The sequence below is a fragment of the Streptomyces sp. NPDC005492 genome (assembly GCF_040605995.1).
Lineage (GTDB): Bacteria > Actinomycetota > Actinomycetes > Streptomycetales > Streptomycetaceae > Streptomyces.
Genome location: NZ_JBEXDX010000053.1, coordinates 1 through 18,740, shown reverse-complemented (window position 1 = coordinate 18,740; position 18,740 = coordinate 1). Strand labels below are relative to the sequence as shown.

At 71.4% G+C, this 18,740-nt stretch carries 13 protein-coding genes; 11 read left to right on the top strand and 2 right to left on the bottom strand.

The window, feature by feature from the left end; translation table 11 throughout:
* Positions 1–110: 110 nt before the first annotated feature.
* Positions 111–1,658, bottom strand: a complete 1,548-nt coding sequence (locus ABZT04_RS39870) for an MFS transporter (protein WP_356063907.1) — start codon at positions 1,656–1,658, stop codon at positions 111–113.
* Between the two features lie 187 nt (positions 1,659–1,845).
* Between ABZT04_RS39870 and ABZT04_RS39865 the strand changes: the two genes are divergently transcribed.
* From ABZT04_RS39865 to ABZT04_RS39855, 3 genes are all read left to right on the top strand, one after another.
* Positions 1,846–2,469 carry a TetR/AcrR family transcriptional regulator gene (locus ABZT04_RS39865; protein ID WP_356063905.1) on the top strand — a complete coding sequence of 208 codons (624 nt, stop codon included), beginning with the start codon at positions 1,846–1,848 and terminating at the stop codon, positions 2,467–2,469.
* 81 nt (positions 2,470–2,550) lie between these two features.
* Positions 2,551–3,252: a ribonuclease HII gene (locus ABZT04_RS39860; RefSeq protein ID WP_356063903.1), complete on the top strand. Its 702-nt coding sequence runs from the start codon at positions 2,551–2,553 to the stop codon at positions 3,250–3,252.
* A gap of 68 nt (positions 3,253–3,320) precedes the next feature.
* Entirely contained in the window at positions 3,321–3,962 is a 642-nt protein-coding gene (locus ABZT04_RS39855; protein WP_356063901.1) for a hypothetical protein, read from the top strand.
* Positions 3,963–4,238: 276 nt separating this feature from the next.
* Here ABZT04_RS39855 and ABZT04_RS39850 read toward each other — a convergent pair whose 3' ends face one another.
* Positions 4,239–4,874 (bottom strand): hypothetical protein, encoded by a 636-nt coding sequence (locus ABZT04_RS39850; RefSeq protein WP_356063899.1) that lies wholly within the window; start codon positions 4,872–4,874, stop codon positions 4,239–4,241.
* A gap of 367 nt (positions 4,875–5,241) precedes the next feature.
* Here ABZT04_RS39850 and ABZT04_RS39845 point away from each other — a divergent pair, with 367 nt between their 5' ends.
* From ABZT04_RS39845 to ABZT04_RS39810, 8 genes are all read left to right on the top strand, one after another.
* Positions 5,242–7,401 (top strand): RecQ family ATP-dependent DNA helicase, encoded by a 2,160-nt coding sequence (locus tag ABZT04_RS39845; protein ID WP_356063897.1) that lies wholly within the window; start codon positions 5,242–5,244, stop codon positions 7,399–7,401.
* Between the two features lie 105 nt (positions 7,402–7,506).
* Positions 7,507–9,003 carry a DUF4192 domain-containing protein gene (locus ABZT04_RS39840; protein ID WP_356063895.1) on the top strand — a complete coding sequence of 499 codons (1,497 nt, stop codon included), beginning with the start codon at positions 7,507–7,509 and terminating at the stop codon, positions 9,001–9,003.
* Positions 9,004–9,674: 671 nt separating this feature from the next.
* Complete coding sequence (locus ABZT04_RS39835) at positions 9,675–11,591, top strand: glycogen debranching N-terminal domain-containing protein (RefSeq protein ID WP_356063978.1); 1,917 nt, start codon at positions 9,675–9,677, stop codon at positions 11,589–11,591.
* A 131-nt stretch (positions 11,592–11,722) separates the two neighbouring features.
* The gene (locus ABZT04_RS39830; RefSeq protein ID WP_355902241.1) at positions 11,723–12,481 is read left to right on the top strand and encodes an NUDIX hydrolase; all 759 of its coding nucleotides are present in this window, start codon (positions 11,723–11,725) and stop codon (positions 12,479–12,481) included.
* A gap of 90 nt (positions 12,482–12,571) precedes the next feature.
* The gene (locus tag ABZT04_RS39825) at positions 12,572–14,581 is read left to right on the top strand and encodes an ATP-binding cassette domain-containing protein (RefSeq protein WP_356063893.1); all 2,010 of its coding nucleotides are present in this window, start codon (positions 12,572–12,574) and stop codon (positions 14,579–14,581) included.
* Positions 14,582–14,743: 162 nt separating this feature from the next.
* Positions 14,744–15,631, top strand: a complete 888-nt coding sequence (locus ABZT04_RS39820) for a FadR/GntR family transcriptional regulator (protein ID WP_356063890.1) — start codon at positions 14,744–14,746, stop codon at positions 15,629–15,631.
* 436 nt (positions 15,632–16,067) lie between these two features.
* A complete protein-coding gene (locus tag ABZT04_RS39815; RefSeq protein ID WP_356063888.1) occupies positions 16,068–17,609 on the top strand; it encodes an RNA polymerase sigma factor in 1,542 nt (513 codons plus the stop codon).
* Between the two features lie 132 nt (positions 17,610–17,741).
* Complete coding sequence (locus ABZT04_RS39810; RefSeq protein ID WP_356063885.1) at positions 17,742–18,599, top strand: serine protease; 858 nt, start codon at positions 17,742–17,744, stop codon at positions 18,597–18,599.
* The last annotated feature ends 141 nt before the right edge of the window (positions 18,600–18,740 follow it).

Below are 18,740 nucleotides of genomic sequence, written 5' to 3'. Positions count from 1 at the left end.
AGTCGCGCTGCGACACATGAGTCCACACGGGCGGACAGGACACGATGTAGGGGGTGGTCATGAGGTCTTCGCCGGTGCCGGTCGGCCGGGCCCTCGCCGGGCCCGACCGGTCAGCCGATTCCTGGACCCGCCGTGCCCGCGAGGGCGTCGAGGTCGCTCCTGCGGACCCGGATCACCAACCAGGCGGTGACCAGGGCGAGTACGGCCATCGCGGCGGCCGGGATGAAGGCCGTAGAGATGCCGTGCGCGAGCACGTCGTGCCCCCATGGCGCCGGCAGTTGATGTGTCTTGCCGAACTCGGCCTTCTGCTCGGCCGATCCATCGGCCAGGAACTTCGGCAACTGCTTCTTCGCCTCGTCCTTGCCGGCCGAGCCGAACACCGTGGTCAGGATGGACAGACCGAGCGAACCGCCCACCTGCTGCATGGCGTTGAGCAGCGCGGACGCCGCGCCCGCCTCATGTTGGGCGACACCGGAGACGGCGGTGACCGTCAGCGTCACGAAGTTCAGGCCCATGCCGAACCCGAACACCAGCATGGGGCCCAGCACTCCGCCGACGTAGGAACTGTCCGAGCTGATGAGGGTCTGCCAGGTGAGCCCGATCGCCGCGAGGGCCGAGCCGAGGAGCATGAACGGCCGGGGGCCGAACCTCGGCAGGAACCGCTGGGACAGTCCCGCGCCGGCCGCGATCACGACCGTCACCGGCAGGAAGGCCAGACCCGCCTGGATCGGGCTGTACCCCAGCACGTTCTGCACGAAGAGCACGATGTAGAAGAACATGCCGAACATCGCGGCGGCCAGGCTCAGCATGATCACGTATGTGCCCGAGCGATTGCGGTCGGCGAACATCCTGAGCGGGGTGATCGGCTCCTTGGCCCGGGACTCTATGATCACGAAGGCCAGCAGCAGGACGGCCGCCGCACCGAAGGACCCGATGGTCAGGGGGTCGCGCCAGCCCTGGTCCGCCGCGCGGATGAAGCCGTAGACGAGGGACGCCATACCCGCCGTAGAGGTCAGCGCGCCCGCGATGTCGAACCGGCCGGTGTGCCGTTCGGACTCGCTTATGTACAGCGGAGTGAGTGCGGCGATGAGCAGGCCGATCGGCACGTTGACGAAGAGCACCCAGCGCCAGTCGAGCCACTCGGTGAGCATGCCGCCCGCGAGCAGACCGATCGCGCCGCCGCCCGCCGAGACGGCGGCGAAGACTCCGAACGCCCTGTTCCGCTCCGGGCCTTCGGGGAACGTGGTGGTGATGAGCGCGAGCGAGGTGGGCGACGCGATCGCGCCACCCACGCCCTGGAGGACGCGCGCGGCCAGCAACTGCCAGGGTTCCTGGGCGAGTCCGCCGAGCAGCGAGGCGAAGGTGAAGAGCAGGATGCCGGTCGTGAACACCCGGCGCCGGCCGAGGATGTCGCCGGCCCGGCCGCCGAGAAGGAGCAGGCCACCGAAGGTGAGCGTGTAGGCGCTGACGACCCAGGTGAGGTCGGTGGTGCTGAAACTGAGCGCGGCTTGAATGTGCGGGAGCGCGATGTTCACAATCGTCGCGTCGAGTACCACCATGAGTTGGCAGGCTGCGATGACCGCGAGCGCGATGCCGGGATGCCCCTCCCGGCGGGCCGCTCCTGGCGTTGGGTCCTTAATCAACTGAGAGGTAGTCACTATGGGTCCCCCACAAGTGTGTTAGTGAACGCTCGCGTTCACTGTCGCGCCAACGGTAGTGAGTCCCCGACAGTGAACGCAAGCGTTCACTTAACTTGGCGTCGAGCGACGCTTCCCCCGTCGCTGCCGCGTGACGCATCCCCGATCCCCGGAACTCCCCATTCCACTGCTCGCTGGAGACACTCAGATGGTTACTTCGGGCTGGACGGCCGCCCCCGCTCCGACGGCCTCCCTCCGCCGCCGCGGCGCCGTGCTCGAACGCGCGATCCTGGACGCCGCACTGGAGCAACTCAGTACGGTCGGATGGAACGCCCTCACGATGGAAGGCGTCGCCGCCGGCGCCCAGACGGGCAAGGCCGCTGTGTACCGGCGCTGGTCCTCCAAGGAGGACCTCGTCGCGGACGCGCTGCAGGCCGGACTGCCGCGGCTGGACGAGGCGCCCGACCTCGGGAACGTGCGCGCGGATCTGCTGGCGCTGTGCACGCAGGCGCGCGACGCGATGTTCTCGCGCCCCGGATTCGCCCTCCGCGCGGTGATTCACGAATGCGACACCGTGCAGGCTGAGCGCTTCCATGGCGTGATCTTCGAAGGGGTCGTGGAACCCACGATCCGGCTGCTCCGCGACGCCATCAACCGCGGAATAGGGCGGGGTGAGGTTCGCCCTGACGCGTCCAACGGCTATGTCTTCGATGCCATCCCGGCGATGATGATGTACCGGTCGAAGATGTGCGGCAGTGAATGGGAAGACCGTGACATCGAGGAGATGATCGACCAGTTGATGCTTCCGCTGCTCCGACCCGGCGGTGCGTGAAGTCGGCGCGGAACGACCTTGGAGGGCTTGGGGAAACCTGGGTGTCGCAGGGGGTTCCGGGCGGCGTAGTCTAAGGGCGCCATGCCGTACGAACCACCTACTCACACCGTCGAGCGCTCACTCCGCGCCACGACCGGAGCCAGGGTCATCGCAGGCGTCGACGAGGTGGGACGCGGCGCGTGGGCCGGTCCCGTCACCGTCTGCGCGGCGGTCACCGGACTTCGCCGGCCTCCCGAAGGCCTCACCGACTCCAAGCTCATCGCCGTCAAGCGACGCACCGAACTCGCCGAGGAACTCCGCAAGTGGGTCACGTCGTACGCCTTGGGGCACGCCTCCCCGGAGGAGATCGACGACCTGGGGATGACGGCGGCGCTGCGACTTGCCGCGGTGCGCGCGCTGGAGACCTTGCCGGTTCGCCCCGACGCGGTCATTCTCGACGGGAAGCACGATTACCTCGGGGACCCCTGGCGGGTTCGTACGGTGATCAAGGGCGACCAGTCCTGTGTGGCGGTCGCGGCCGCTTCGGTGATCGCCAAGGTTCAGCGCGACAAAATGATGGCCGAACTGGGCATCGACCATGCAGACTTCGCTTTCGCGGCCAACGCCGGGTATCCCTCGCCCGTGCACAAAGCCGCGCTGGAGGAGCGGGGCCCCACCCCGTACCACCGGTTGTCGTGGGCGTATCTTGATGCGCTGCCCCAGTGGCGGCACCTCAAGAAGGCCCGTAGCTGGGCGGAGGGAACCGTTCCGACGATCGAGGGCCAACTCGGCTTCGACTTCTGACCGTCCCGCTCGCACTCATGTGCCACCCGCCGACGCGAGCCGCACCAATGTTTGATAAAAATCAGCTCATGCCTCTCATTCCCGAGGAGCCTCAGATTCACGAGAGTGCCCAGGGTCCCCGCGCCACCCCGGCCAGCGGCCGTGTCGCGCCGACCCCCCGCCCTGTACCCGGCCCCCGCCCCGCGGCGCCGCCGCGTCCCGGTCGCCCCGGCCCCCTGCGGCCCACGGCGCCGGCGCAACGCACACCGCGCGACGTGGCCGTCGTCAAGCCCGGACCCTCGGGTCCGGCTGCCTCCACCGCCTCCGACACCGCTGTGGTGACTCCGCAGATCCAGCTCGTCCCGGCCTCGGCCGAGGGTGCGCTGGACGCTGCCGAGGAAGCCGTCGACCTGCTCCTGGAGTCGGGCCGTGCCCCTGGTGACGTGCTGGTGATCACCACCGGCGAACCGCACCCGTGGGCCGCCCACGAACTGTCCTTCGGTGAAGCGTCCTACTGGGCGCAGCACGACGCGCGCGACGATGTCTTCTACGCGGACGCCGCCGTGGCGGGCCGGGCGGCGTCCCGTCCCGTCGTCGTGGTCGCCGTCAACGGAGGCCCCGCCGCCGTTGCCGCCACCGCGCTGCCCCTGGCCCTCGGCCGGGCCGGTGCCCTGCTGATCGTCTGCGGCGACCCGCAGCAGATCAACTCGGTGCTGGGCGCGGGCGTCTGAGCCGTCTCCGGAACTTTCGGAGAGCGATGGCGGGCGTGCCGTCGCCGTCGCGACGGTCTGTGCACGGCGGGTATTTCGGCGTGCGTGGATTGCCGGTCCGAGGGCTGGTGCGGCCGGTGGAGCGCGCCCTCCGTGGAGGCGCCGCTCCCGTACGTGGTGCACCGTCACCGTGACGTGCAGGAGGGGTCTCCGCCTCGGGCGGCCCGGCGCCGTACGGACTCCGCGGTGAGGGCGTCGTACCGTCGCACGGTCCGGGCCTGGAGCCCGGACCGGGATTCAGCGGGCGGCCGCGCGGCGCAGAACCTCTGAGGCGGCGCCGCCGGTGCGGGGCAGCAGGGGCGGTATCTCGGACATGGCGAAAGGTTCCGGCGCGGAGTCCGCGCTGGGCCGTCGGCCGCCGCGCCCCTCGCCGAGCACCTGCCAGCCGTCATGGGTCAGCGTGATGTACGCCCCGCAGCGCAGCCCGTGCAGCGTGCAGGCGTCACGCAGCCCCCACATCCACGCGCCGTCCTCCTGCGTCCAACGCGCGTCCCCCTCACGGCAGTAGAGCAGCACGGCCGTGCGCACCGGGGTGCGGCGGCGCAGATCGTGCGGGATGACGCGGCGAAGCTGCGCGAGCAGCGCGTTGCGGAACATCCAGCCGTCGGCCGGGGCGGGCCGTCGGACGAACGAGGCGCTCGCGAGCAGTCGCTCGTCCGGGTCGAGGACGGCCACGACCGCCGTCGCCGGTCGGGGGCGATGCCGGGAGTGCAGCCCGCTGACGACCTCGCGTGGATTGCGCAGCAACGGGATTCCGGCTGCGGCCCATTCGGAGGGTTCGAGCATACGGGCCACGGGGTTGGCGGAAGCGGCGGACAGGTCGGCAGACGTCGACGTGGATGCCGCGGAGGACGGAGCGAATCCGAAGGTCACGGTCCTCCCTTCGGCTACGCGCCCACACTTCGGGCGGGGTCGGATTCGGGGGAGCGCACACCGCAGCAGAGCCCTACCGGATCACGGACGAGCCGTGCGGGGAGCGGACTCCAATTCTTGCTGTCGAACTGGGATGCGGCAACGAGCAAATGGGGCCACAGACCCTTATCTGACGGTCTGTGGCTTATATCCCTACCCAATGCTCGCCCGGCGACGCCTGAGGCGTTGGAGCACGACACTTTCGTACGCCATCGAGGTGCGGTAGGTCCAGAGGGAGCTGGTCGGACCGGCTGTGGGACAGGGTCCGGCGCTCTTCGTCGCGGCGGGGGATTGGGCCGTTGTCAGTGGCGTGAGGTTGCATGGAGGCATGAGCAACCAGGAGCTGCGCACCGAGGCCGACACCATCCTCGCCGAGCTGGTCGGTGACCCGAGCGGCACGGCGCGGCTGCGGGAGGACCAGTGGCAGGCGGTGGCGGCCCTCGTGGAGGACCGTCGGCGCGCGCTGGTGGTGCAGCGCACCGGCTGGGGCAAGTCGGCGGTGTACTTCGTCGCCACCGCCCTGCTGCGCCGACGTGGCTCCGGGCCCACGGTGATCATCTCGCCGCTCCTGGCACTGATGCGCAACCAGGTCGAGTCGGCGGCCCGGGCCGGAATCCGGGCGCACACCATCAACTCGGCGAACCCGGAGGAGTGGGACGCGATCTACGGGGAGGTCGAGCGCGGCGAGACCGATGTTCTCCTCGTCAGTCCGGAACGGCTCAATTCCGTCGACTTCCGCGACCAGGTGCTGCCCAAGCTCGCGGCCACGACCGGCCTGCTGGTGGTCGACGAGGCGCACTGCATCTCCGACTGGGGACACGACTTCCGCCCCGACTACCGCCGGTTGCGGGCGATGCTGGCCGAACTGCCCACCGGCGTACCGGTGCTGGCCACCACCGCGACCGCCAACGCGCGCGTGACCGCTGATGTGGCCGAGCAGTTGGGCACCGGCGCGGGCGAGGCCCTGGTGCTGCGCGGTCCGCTGGAGCGGGAGAGCCTGCGGCTCGGGGTGGTCCAACTGCCGGACGCCGCGCACCGTTTGGCCTGGCTCGCCGAGCATCTGGACGAGCTGGCGGGCTCGGGGATCATCTACACGCTCACCGTGGCCGCCGCCGAGGAGGCCACCGCGTTCCTGCGCCATCGAGGCTTCAAGGTGGCCTCCTACACCGGGAAGACGGAGAACGCCGACCGGCTGCAGGCCGAGATCGACCTCCAGGAGAACCGCGTCAAGGCGCTGGTCGCCACGTCGGCGTTGGGCATGGGCTACGACAAGCCGGACCTGGGCTTCGTGGTCCACCTCGGTTCACCCTCCTCGCCGATCGCCTACTACCAGCAGGTGGGTCGCGCGGGTCGCGGTGTGGCCCACGCCGATGTGCTGCTCCTGCCGGGCAAGGAGGACGAGGCCATCTGGCGCTACTTCGCCGATACGGCCTTCCCGCCCGAGACGCAGGTCCGGCAGACCCTCGCGGCCCTCGCCGACGCGGGGCGGCCGTTGTCCGTGCCGGCTCTGGAGACGGCGGTGGAGCTTCGGCGCAGTCGCCTGGAGACGATGCTGAAGGTCCTGGACGTCGACGGAGCCGTCAAGCGTGTCAAGGGCGGATGGGCGGCCACCGGAGCCGAGTGGGTCTACGACGCCGAGCGGTACACGTGGGTGGCCAAGCAGCGGGCGGCCGAGCAGCAGGCCATGCGCGACTACGTGAGCACGTCCCGGTGCCGGATGGAGTTCCTGCGGCGGCAGTTGGACGACGAGGGGGCGGTGCCGTGCGGCCGATGCGACAACTGCGCAGGCGCCTGGATCGATTCCTCCGTCTCCGCGGAGACGCTGACGGGAGCGACGAAGGAACTTGACCGCCCGGGGATGGAGGTCGAGCCGCGCCGGATGTGGCCGACCGGGATGGCCGCGCTGGGCGTCGACCTCAAGGGACGTATCCCGGCCAAGGACCAGTGCTCGACGGGGCGCGCCCTCGGGCGGCTCTCGGACATCGGCTGGGGCAACCGACTGCGTCCGCTGCTGGCCGAGAACGCGCCCGACGGTCCGGTCCCCGACGACGTCCTGAAGGCCGCGGTGGCGGTCCTCGCCGACTGGGCGCGCTCTCCGGGCGGTTGGGCACCGAACGTCGCGGACGCCTCCGCCCGTCCGGTGGGAGTCGTGGCCGTACCGTCCCTGGCCCGCCCGCAACTGGTCGGCACCCTCGCCCAGGGCATCGCGACCATCGGCCGACTCCCCCTCCTGGGCACCCTGACGTACACCGCACCGGACGGCACACACGCGGCACGCCGCAGCAACTCCGCCCAACGCCTCAGGGCCCTGTCCGACGCCTTCACCGTCTCCGAGGAACTGGCCGGCGCCCTGGCCGACTCTCCAGGCCCCGTCCTGCTCGTGGACGACTACACCGACTCGGGCTGGACCCTCGCGGTCGCCGCGCGTCTGCTCCGCCGGGCCGGCAGCGAACAGGTTCTTCCGTTGGTCCTGGCCGCGGCGGGCTGAGATTGCTTTTGTCGGAGGTTTCGGTTGGGGCCCATGTGGCGTGTCCCTGACCGGACTTATCCACAGGCTCAAGCGGGAAGTCGTGATCCGCGAGATCGTCGACGCATGACGAATCACAGCGAAACGACCGGATCCTCCGAAAACGGCGACATCGACCCCACCGCGTACGACCGACACGGCACCGAACACCAGGTCACCCTGCGTTCCCCGGGCGAACTCGCCGACGCGCTGCCCTACTTGCTCGGGTACCGCCCCGAGGACAGCATCGTCCTCGTCGCCCTGCACGATCGGGGCGGCCAGGGCCGGTTCGGTGGCCGGGCCAGGCTCGGCATTCCCGCCGGCGCGGACGACTGGGCTTCTGTGGCACAGCAGTTGGCCCATGGCCTGGTGACCGGCAGCGAGCGCCGAGGAACCCGGCCCGAGCAGATGATCGCCTACGTCTGCCAGGATCCGGCGCCGGGAGAGTCGGGGCGTCAGGTCATGGAACGACTGCGCCCGCTCGTGCAGAGCCTGCGCACGGAGTGCGGCCGCCTCGACGTGACGGTGATCGAGGCGATCTGCATCTCGGACGGCCGCTTCTGGTCGTACTGCTGCCCGATCGAGGGATGCTGCCCGGTCGACGGCTCCCCGATGGGCCTGCCCGGCACCTCCGTGCTGGCCGCGGCGGCGACCTACGCGGGACTCCAAGTGCGCGGCACACTGCGCGAGTTGCGCGCCAGGCTGCAACCCTGGGAGACGGCCGCCGCGCTGGAGCAGGAAGCCGCACTGGACTCCGCCGGTCTGGCTCTCGTCCCCAGGATCCTCGACGACACCAGCCGAGCCGACGTGGCGCGGGAGACCCTGGAGCTCGCTCGGCGCATCCTGAGCCGGTTCGCCGCCGCACCGCTCGTGACCGGCGCACTCCAGTCGGACCTGCGCGACGATCTGCTGCTCGCCCACGACGAGGCAGCCACGCTGATCCTCGGCCTCCAGGACCGCACCACCCGTGACCGCGCCGCCGAGTGGATGGAAGGCGAGGACGCGGGCCCGGCCCTCCGCCTCTGGCGCGCACTGGCCCGCCGCTGCGTCGGTTCGTACGGCGAACACGCGGCGGCTCCCCTCACGCTCGCCGGCTGGGTCGCCTGGTCGACCGGCGACGATCTGGAGGCCCGGGAGGCCCTGGCCATGGCCCTGGGCGCGGACTCCGACTACTTGTTCGCCCGCCTGCTGCACCAGGCCTGCAACGAGGGCCTCGACCCGGAGTCGATCCGCCGCTGCCTGCGCGCGGAACGAGAAGGCCGGGCAGAGGCTGCGGAAGCTGAGACCGAGACCGCCGATGTCTCCCTCCCGCAGGACGCGAGCGGCCCCGGCGACGATCCGGCACCGGTGGTCTCAGCCACGACCTCCCGTCGTCGGCGACGCACGCGTACCGACGCCGACGGTGCCGAAGGCCGCCCTCGCCCTTCGGGAACGGACGGATCCCGTCCGCGCACACCAGCACAGGGCTCCGCACGTCCCGGCGGTACACGTCCGCGCACCCCTGGGAAGGGCGGTGCACGTCGTTACGACACCTGCTCGGAGGTGCCGCAGTCGGGGAGCAACGGCATTGAGGGGGACGGGTGATCAAGGGTTGGGGGAGTGAAGGGCGGTGCGGCCGGTCCGGTGGGCGCTTCGGTGCGTTCGGAGACTGGTGCCGCAGGATCGTCGGGTCACCGGCGGCGGCTCAGCGAGGGGTGAACCAGTCCGGGGTGTCCGGCGGCGCCGTGGTGGCAGCAGGGCACGCGGCGCGCGGAGCACGTGCGTGCGGCCGATGGCTCGGCCGCCGGGTTGCTGCCGACCGAGGCAGGGACCGGGGAACGGACGTGGGCTGTCCCCCGGCGCCGCGCCGCCATTCGGTCGGCTTCCCAGGTCGAGGGCGTGACCAGTAGGAGCCCGTGTCCGTTCACCTGAGTGGCGGAACGCCTGAACGGGCCGTGTCGCCGCACAGCCCCTGTCCTCCCGGAACCCTCCGTCCGGCGCCGAACACGTGTCGGGCGCACAGAGCGCAGAAGAAGCCGCCCATGCACCCGCCGCCTCCGCCCTCCGCCGACGACGAGCGCCTTGACCCCGGTGCCACTGAGCCCCACCAGTCACCTCGCCCGCCGACAGAAGGCCGGACCCCCGGCCAGATCCGCCGCCCACCACCGCCCCCACCCCGGGCCTCTTCCCTCTCCCCACCTCAAACCCCCTCGCCACGCACACCTCGCCCGACGCCCCGGCGCTCCCTCGAACTGCCCCCCACCCACACCGCCTTGATCTGTGTGGCCCTCCCGGGCCTCGCGGTCTCCACCGAGCAAGGGCAGTTGAACGGCCGTGGACTGGAGGGCTTCTACCGCGCGGGTCGGCGTGTGCTCTCCCGCTGCCAGGTGCGGGTGGCCGGACGGGAACCGCTGGCTGTGCAGGCCAGGATGACGGCGGCCGACCGCGCCCGTTTCGTGGGCACCGTGCGGGTGTCTCCCGACTGCGGCCCGGACCCGGACCTCGTGGTCGAGCGGACCCGGCACGCCGACGGCACGGAACGCATCACCCTGCGCAGCGTGTCCTGGCGCCCGCTGCGCCTGCCGGTCGAGGTGGCGCTCGGCACGGACCTGGCGGACCTGGGCGCGATCGCCGCGGGCAGCACGGGCCCCGAACTGCCCGCCAGCGTGCACGACTCCGGGCTGCGCTGGTCCGGCGCCACCGGGACATCGGCGGTCGCGGCCGATCCCCCTCCCACCGACGCGCTGGCCTCCGCGGGACTGCTGCGCTGGGAGTTCGAACTACCACCGGGCGGCACGGCGAGCGTGGAACTTCGGGTACGGCCGGACGGCGCGGGACCGGTCCGAGCCGTGGGTCACGGGGCGACCAGCCCCCTGGCCTCCGCGCGGGCGGCGGGCGACGACCCCCGGGTCCAGGTGCAGCTGCGGACCAGCATCGAGGATCTCCAGGCCCTGCTTCTGCGCGACCCCGCGCACCCCTCCGACACGCATCTCGCGGCAGGGGCACCGTGGCGCTGCGGTCTGGCCCCGGCGGAGTCGCTCGCGGCGGCACGGATGACATTGCCTCTCGGCACGGGGCTCGCCGTCGGCACACTGCGGATCCTCGCCCGTACTCAACTCCAGGGCTCCGGAGCGCGGTCGGGCATGATTCCCGGACCGCGCCGCGACGCGGGGGCGCATCTGCCACCGGTCTGCACGGGGACGGAGGCGACCCTGCTCTTCCCGGTGCTGCTCGCGGAGGCCCGCCGCTGGGGGTTGCCGGAGCAGCGGACGCGGGAGTTGCTGCCGGCCGCCGAGCGCTGTCTGACCTGGCTGCGGACCACCGTGGGCGACGGCACCTATCTTCGTGACCCGCACCCCGGCGGACCCGTCCGGTGTGAAACGCAGGCCCACGCCCACAGGGCCGCACTGCTCGGTGCCGATCTGCTCGACACGTTCGGCAGGCCCGGCGGTACCGAACTGCGGCAGTGGGCCCAGGAGTTGCGCACTGCGTTCCGCACGGACTTCTGGCTCGGGGACCTGGGCGGCGGCCGTCCCGCGGCGGCCCGGGCGCCCGACGGACGTCACGTTCCGCACCTCGGCGCGGCCGCGGCCCACCTCCTCGACACCGGGCTGTCGGGCGGCGGCGAGTACGCCCCCGGCCTGCTCGACAAGGTACGGGCCGAACAACTCGCCCGGCTCCTCGGCGGCCCGGCCATGGACTCGGGCTGGGGGCTGCGCGGCCTGGGCGCGAAGGAGCCGGGATACAGCCCGTTCGGTCACCGGAGCGGAGCCGTGCGGGTGTCGGAGACGGCGATCGCCGTCGCGGGCCTGGCCGTCGCCGGATTCGAGAAGGAGGCGACCTCGCTGTTGCGGGGCGTGCTCGCCGCGTCGGAGGCGTTCGGACACCGGCTCCCCGAGATGTACGCGGGGGAGCAGCGCACGGACGGGAGCGTGCCCCTTCCTCATCCGGCGGCCTGCCGACCGGCGGCCACGGCAGCGGCCGCCGGAGTGCTGTTGCTGACCACCCTCGCGGGCATCCGTCCCGACGTCCCTGCCCGGACGGTCACCCTCCGCCCGGTGCGCGGCGCACCTCTGGGCGAGATCGGCCTGACAGGGCTGCGGGTCGCGGGCGCCCCCTTCTCCGTACGGGTCGGCCGCCTCGGTGTCGCCATGGTCGAGGAGGCCGCCGACGGCCTGCAATTGGGAGCGTGACCTCGTACGGGGTCCCGTCGGCCGACGGGCCTGAAGCGGAGGACGGGCCGCCTGTCGCACCAAAGTGGATCAGTCATGGCGGTACCGACGAAGGGAGTGTTTATCGTCAGGCAGACGACTATGATCGCCGCATGTCCTACGACCCGTCAGCGTATCCGCCCTTCGCCGTCACCGTGGATCTGGTCGTGCTGACCGTGCGCCGCCATGCTCTGTGCGGGCTTGCGGTACGCAGGGGTGAGCCGCCCTTTCAGGGACGCTGGGCGCTGCCCGGCGGCTTCGTGCGGGCCGACGAGGATCTGGCGCAGGCGGCCGCGCGCGAGCTGGCCGAGGAGACGGGACTGCGCGCCCACGACCCGGCCGTCCCGGTCCAGGACAACGGAGCGCATCTGGAACAGCTCGCGACTTACGGCGACCCCAAGCGGGACCCGCGGATGCGTGTGGTCAGCGTCGCCCATCTCGCGCTCGCTCCCGACCTGCCCGCACCCCGCGCCGGCGGCGACGCCAGCAACGCGCGCTGGGCGCCCGTCGAGGAGCTGCTGCACCAGGGCGCGTTCGGCCGCGACGGCGATCCGGTGGCGCCCCTCGCCTTCGACCACGCGCAGATCCTGTCCGACGGGGTGGAGCGCGCCCGTTCGAAGATCGAGTACTCGTCCCTGGCCACGGCGTTCTGCCCCACCGAATTCACCGTCGGTGAGCTGCGCCGCGTCTACGAGGCGGTGTGGGGGGTGGCGCTCGACCCGCGCAACTTCCACCGCAAGGTGACCGGCACGCCCGGCTTCCTGGTCCCGACCGGCGGTACGACGACCCGTCAGGGCGGCCGCCCGGCACAGTTGTTCAGGGCCGGCGGGGCCACCCTGCTCAACCCGCCGATGCTGCGCCCCGAGGTGTGACGCCGTAGCACCCGACGGAGGCGATCAACCCTTGCGGAGCGGGCCGTTCGATGCCCGGAAAAACGGACATAGCGCGCTATCTTTCTGTGGGTGATCCAGGCCTTCGGACTGACCAGCAACGCACGCAAGGAGCATCCGCCCGCCGTCGACGACGTCTCCTTCGAGGCTCGCGCGGGCCGTGTCACCGCGCTCCTCGGAGCACCGGGCGCGGGCAAGACGACCGCGCTCAGGCTCATGCTCGAACTCCAACAGGGACGTGGCATCACCTACTTCAGGGGCCGCCCCCTGCACCGCATCGCCCACCCCTCGCGCGAGGTCGGCGTCCTCCTGGGCGATGTGCCGGGACATCCCGCCCGATCCGTCCGCGGTCATCTCCGCATGCTGTGCGCAGCGGCGGGAGTTCCGGCCCGGCGCGCCGACGAAGTCCTCGAAGTGGTCGGCCTCGTCAGTCTGCGCGACGAAAGACTCGGCAGCCTCGCCCGCGGCATGGACCGCCGCCTCGGCCTCGCCTGCGCCCTGCTGTCCGACCCGCACACGCTCGTGCTGGACGATCCCGCGGACGCCCTCTCCGCCCGCGAAGGCCGTTGGCTGCACGGCATGCTGCGCGCGCACGCCGCCCAGGGCGGCACGGTTCTCTTCACCACGGCCGACCCCAAGGAGGCCGCCCGCCGCGCCGACCGGGTCGTCACCCTGGAGCAGGGCAGACTCGTCGCCGACCAGGAGGCCGGAGACTTCGCCCGCACCCGGCTGCGCCCCCGCGTAGCCGTCCGCAGCCCGCACGCCGCCCGCCTCGCCGCCCTGCTCACCAAGGAGGCCCGCACCGCACATCGCTCCGTCGAAGTCGTACGGGAGGACGGCAACCGCCTTTCCGTGTACGGCAGTACGTGCGCCGATGTCGGCGATACGGCGTTCCGGCACGACATCCTCGTACACCAACTCGCGGACGAGGTCGGCGACATGGGGCCCGGAGCCGGGGCGCACCCCTACGGTGAGCCGGAGACCGTCGACGAGCCGCGAGAGTCGTACCCGCCGCCGACAGCCGAGACGCCGCCGCTCACGGACGTACCGCCCGCCCGCAGTCCACAGCCGCTCACCACCGCGCTGACGACCGCCGAACCGTCCGCCGCGGAGGACCCGGAACCCGCGGCCGAACCCCACGCGGCCACCGCCGGTCCTCGCACGACGAGCCCCGCCGTCTCCCGACTCGTTCCCCTCATCGATCCCGAGGAGACCGCCGGTACCTGCCTTCCTGCGCGTGTCCCGCGCCCCACCCACGCCCTCACCCCCGTCGCCCTGTCGCCCCTCCCGCCCCCCATCTCCGTCCGCTCGGCCCCCAGTCCGCTGCGCCCGCTCCGCTACGAGCTGCGTCGTGCCACCGGCGTCGGTACCGGATTTCTGACCGGCGCCGCCGTGCTCGTCGTGTCCGCCGTCACCGCGCTGCTGCTGGCCCGGATCGGCCACACCCCGCAGCCGCGTCTGCTGGCCGCGTGGCCGCGCGAGCTGCCCCTGCCGCCCGCGGCGCTCGGCGCGGGACTGCTCGGGGCGTTCGCGTTCGGTGACGAGTTCCGTCACCCTGCCCTGGCGGCGGATCGCGGCACCGTGCCCCGCAGGATGGGGCTCCTCGTCGCGAAACTCCTCGTCTCCGCCGCCACCGCGCTGATGCTGGCCTTCCTCACGGTGGGCTGCGACGCCGAAGTGCTCTACCTCGTCTACGGACGGGAGCTCTCCCAGGTTCCCGCGGACTGGCTTTCGATGGGCGCGAGTTGGATGGGGCTGGTCATCGGCTGTGCCTGGGCCGGTGTCCTGGCCGCGGGCGTCTTCCGGTCCACCACGGCCGGACTCGCCGCGGTCGTCGCCGTACCGATTCTCGTTGTACCCCTCGTGCACAAGGCCTTGGAGGGGCCTGTCGTACGCACCGCGGAAGGCTTTCCGATGCGGTTGCGGAAGGTGTTCCTGCTGCAGTGGCCCTTCGGGGGAGAGCGATATCTGTCCGCTGCGGCACGCGTGATCGCCCAACCCGTGGGCGGGGCACTGACGTTGTCGCTGGCCGCCCTGCTGTGCGCCTACCTGCTCACGACCCTGCGTAGCAGGGTGCGATGACGATCGTCCGCACCCTTGGGGCCCCGCTTTGCGCACAACTCCCCGCAGAAAGCCCAATTCTTTCCGATAAGGCGTCAATTGCGACGGGGTGAGCGATCACCCTTTCGTGTGCTTTTCACCAAAGACCTCAAGGGAGTTGGAGCCAGCGCCGACAAAGGATCCGTGAGTACCCTTGCGCACACCATGATGACCGCCGCCCGCTCCGCAGACTCCGGTCTCGCCGGCCCGGGCGAACTCGACCGCTACCCCTATGCCGAGGCGCCCGTCACCGAGCGCCTCGGAGCCCCTTCCTGGGACGGTTCCGACCCCGAGCTGGGCCGCGTGGGCCGGCGTGCCGCGGGCAGCCGCGGACGCGGCTTGCACGGCCAACTCGTCCAGCAGCTCGGTCAGATGATCGTCTCCGGGGACCTGGGCGCCGACCGCCCGCTGGTGCCCGAGGAGATCGGCCAGCGCTTCGAGGTCTCCCGCACCGTCGTCCGCGAGTCGCTCCGCGTCCTGGAGGCCAAGGGCCTGGTCAGTGCCCGCCCGAACGTCGGCACGCGCGTGCGTCCCGTCAGCGACTGGAACCTCCTCGATCCGGACATCATCGAATGGCGCGCCTTCGGCCCGCAGCGCGACAACCAGCGCCGCGAGCTGAGCGAGCTGCGCTGGACGATCGAGCCCCTCGCCGCGCGCCTCGCCGCCGGGCACGGGCGCGAGGACGTCCAGCAGCGCCTCTGCGACATGGTCGAGATCATGAGCCACGCCATGGGGCAGGGCGACGCGCTGACGTTCTCCCGCGCGGACGCCGAGTTCCACTCGCTGCTCATCCAGGTCGCGGGCAACCGCATGCTGGAGCACCTTTCCGGCATCGTGTCGTCGGCCCTCCAGGTCTCCGGCGGTCCGGTCACGGGCTGCGACCGCCCGAACGACGCGTCCCTGGCGCACCACGCCCGTATCGTCGACGCCCTGGCGTCCGGCGACGGTGCGGCGGCCGAGGCGGCCATGCGGCAGCTCCTCATCGTGCACCCCGAGGTGGAGCGCGTGGTGCCCGCGCCGCGCGAACACTGACGCGCGGGGGGCGGTCGGCGCGGTCGAGGAGTGCCGCGTTCCCGTGGCGCCGCCCGGCCGGGGCGCCGGTTTCCCGCCGGACCCCGCAGGATCCTTCAGGGAATCCGGCGGGGTCCCGGCGGTCCGACGGGGCGCCGGATCTCCCTTGGAGGTGCCCGTCACGGCAGTGGGTGACCTCCTCTGCCCGTGTCTGACCGTTTTTGAACGCTTACGGGGTGTGACTCGGGCCACGCAGATTGGGCGTAACGCTCGCGGGAACTGCGCGATGACCTAAGAGGTGACAGCCGCGGAAGGGAATACGGACGCCGTTCAAGGCGCTGTGCTTCTTCCCGGCCCCCACCCGCGCCGTCGGCCCATCCCCAAGTCGGCGGTCGTCGGTTCCTGTCCGTACAGGACGGGTCCGGAAGCCGTTTTCCATCGTTCCGAGAGGTTGTTCGTGTCGGCCAGCACATCCCGTACGCTCCCGCCGGAGATCGCCGAGTCCGTCTCTGTCATGGCGCTCATCGAGCGGGGAAAGGCTGAGGGGCAGATCGCCGGCGATGACGTGCGTCGGGCCTTCGAAGCTGACCAGATTCCGGCCACTCAGTGGAAGAACGTACTGCGCAGCCTCAACCAGATCCTCGAGGAAGAGGGTGTGACGCTGATGGTCAGTGCCGCGGAGCCCAAGCGCACCCGAAAGAGCGTCGCAGCGAAGAGTCCGGCCAAGCGCACCGCCACCAAGACGGTCGCCGCGAAGACGGTGACCGCCAAGAAGGCCACCGCCACCGCCACTCCGGCCGCGCCCGTCGTCGACGCTCCCGCCGAGGACGACGCCCAGAAGGTCGCTGCCAAGAAGACGACGGCGCCCGCCAAGAAGACGGTCGCCAAGAAGGCCGCCGCCAAGAAGACGGCCCCGGCGGCCAAGAAGACCAGCGCCAAGAAGGACGAAGCCGAGCTCGTCGACGAAGAGGCGACCGAGGAGACCCCCGGGAAGACCGGGGACGAGCCCGAGGGCGCCGAGAGCGCCGGCTTCGTACTCTCCGACGAGGACGAGGACGACGCGCCGGCCCAGCAGGTCGCCGCCGCCGGTGCCACCGCCGACCCGGTCAAGGACTACCTCAAGCAGATCGGCAAGGTCCCCCTCCTCAACGCCGAGCAGGAGGTCGAGCTCGCCAAGCGCATCGAGGCCGGTCTGTTCGCCGAGGACAAGCTGGCCAACGCCGACAAGCTCGCCCCCAAGCTCAAGCGCGAGCTGGAGATCATCGCCGAGGACGGCCGCCGCGCCAAGAACCACCTCCTGGAGGCCAACCTCCGTCTGGTGGTCTCCCTGGCCAAGCGCTACACCGGCCGCGGCATGCTCTTCCTGGACCTCATCCAGGAGGGCAACCTCGGTCTGATCCGCGCGGTCGAGAAGTTCGACTACACCAAGGGCTACAAGTTCTCCACGTACGCCACCTGGTGGATCCGTCAGGCGATCACCCGCGCGATGGCCGACCAGGCCCGCACCATCCGTATCCCGGTGCACATGGTCGAGGTCATCAACAAGCTCGCGCGCGTGCAGCGCCAGATGCTCCAGGACCTGGGCCGCGAGCCCACCCCGGAGGAGCTGGCCAAGGAACTCGACATGACCCCGGAGAAGGTCATCGAGGTCCAGAAGTACGGCCGCGAGCCCATCTCCCTGCACACCCCCCTGGGTGAGGACGGCGACAGCGAGTTCGGTGACCTCATCGAGGACTCCGAGGCCGTCGTCCCGGCCGACGCGGTCAGCTTCACGCTCCTCCAGGAGCAGTTGCACTCCGTCCTGGACACCCTGTCCGAGCGCGAGGCCGGTGTGGTCTCGATGCGCTTCGGTCTCACCGACGGTCAGCCGAAGACCCTCGACGAGATCGGCAAGGTGTACGGGGTCACCCGTGAGCGCATCCGCCAGATCGAGTCCAAGACCATGTCGAAGCTGCGTCACCCGTCGCGTTCGCAGGTGCTGCGTGACTACCTCGACTAGGTCGTAGTCGTACGACACGGAAGGCCCGGTTTCCCCCTCGGGGGCCGGGCCTTCGTGCTGACTGCGGGTGCGGGGCGCGGTGCGCTGGATCACTCTGGGTTTCTCATCACCATCCCAGAGTGAGGAATGTGCATGCGTCGTCCCCTTGCCCGGGCGCTGACCCGGCCGCTGGTCCTGGCGGCTGCCGCGTCCGTCATACCGCTGGTCTCCGCGTCCCCCGTGGCCGCCGACAGCATCGTCGTCGGCGGGTTCCCGGTCGATGTCTCCCAGAGTCCATGGACGGTGGCGCTGTCCAGCCGTGACCGGTTCGGAGGTACCCGGGCAGGACAGTTCTGCGGCGCGGTGGCCGTGAGCCGGACCGCCGTGCTCACCGCGGCCCACTGCATGGGCGACGACGTCCTGGGGGCGCCGCCGCACCGGGCGGCCGATCTCAGGGCCCTCACGGGCCGCACGGACCTGCTCTCGGACCGGGGCAAGGAGATCGCCGTTCGCAGGGTGTGGGTGAATCCGGACTACGACCCCTTCACCAACGCCGGTGACTTCGCCGTGCTCACCCTCGCCGATCCGCTGCCCCAGGGCTCGGTCGTCAGGATGGCGGGCGCGGGTGACGCGGCTTATGAACCGGGCACGGCCGCCACGGTCTACGGCTGGGGCGACCTCACCGGCAGCGGCGACTACACGGCCTCACTGCACGCCGCACGCGTGCACGTGCTGTCCGACGCACGCTGCGAGGAGGCGTACCCGGCCGGTGGCGACGGCACCTACCTCCCCCAGCCCATGCTGTGCGCCGGAGAGGCCGAGGGCGGCCGTGACGCCTGCCAGGGGGACAGCGGGGGGCCGCTGGTCGCCCAGGGGAAGCTGATCGGGCTCGTGTCGTGGGGCAGTGGGTGCGGGCGGGCCGGGAGTCCCGGCGTCTACACCAGGGTGTCCGACGTCATGCGGACGCTGAGCCGCCATCGCGGATCGCCGGGGCCGCGCAGGGGCGCCTGACGGCGTCCGGGAGGCATCGGCGGGTACGAGGACGGGCGGCCCCGCTCCTGTGGTTAAGGAGCGGGGCCGCCCCTGGCCGGCCTCAGCCGGTGCTGGCACACCCCCCGCGCACGCGACGGCAGGCCCACAAGAACCCGGCGC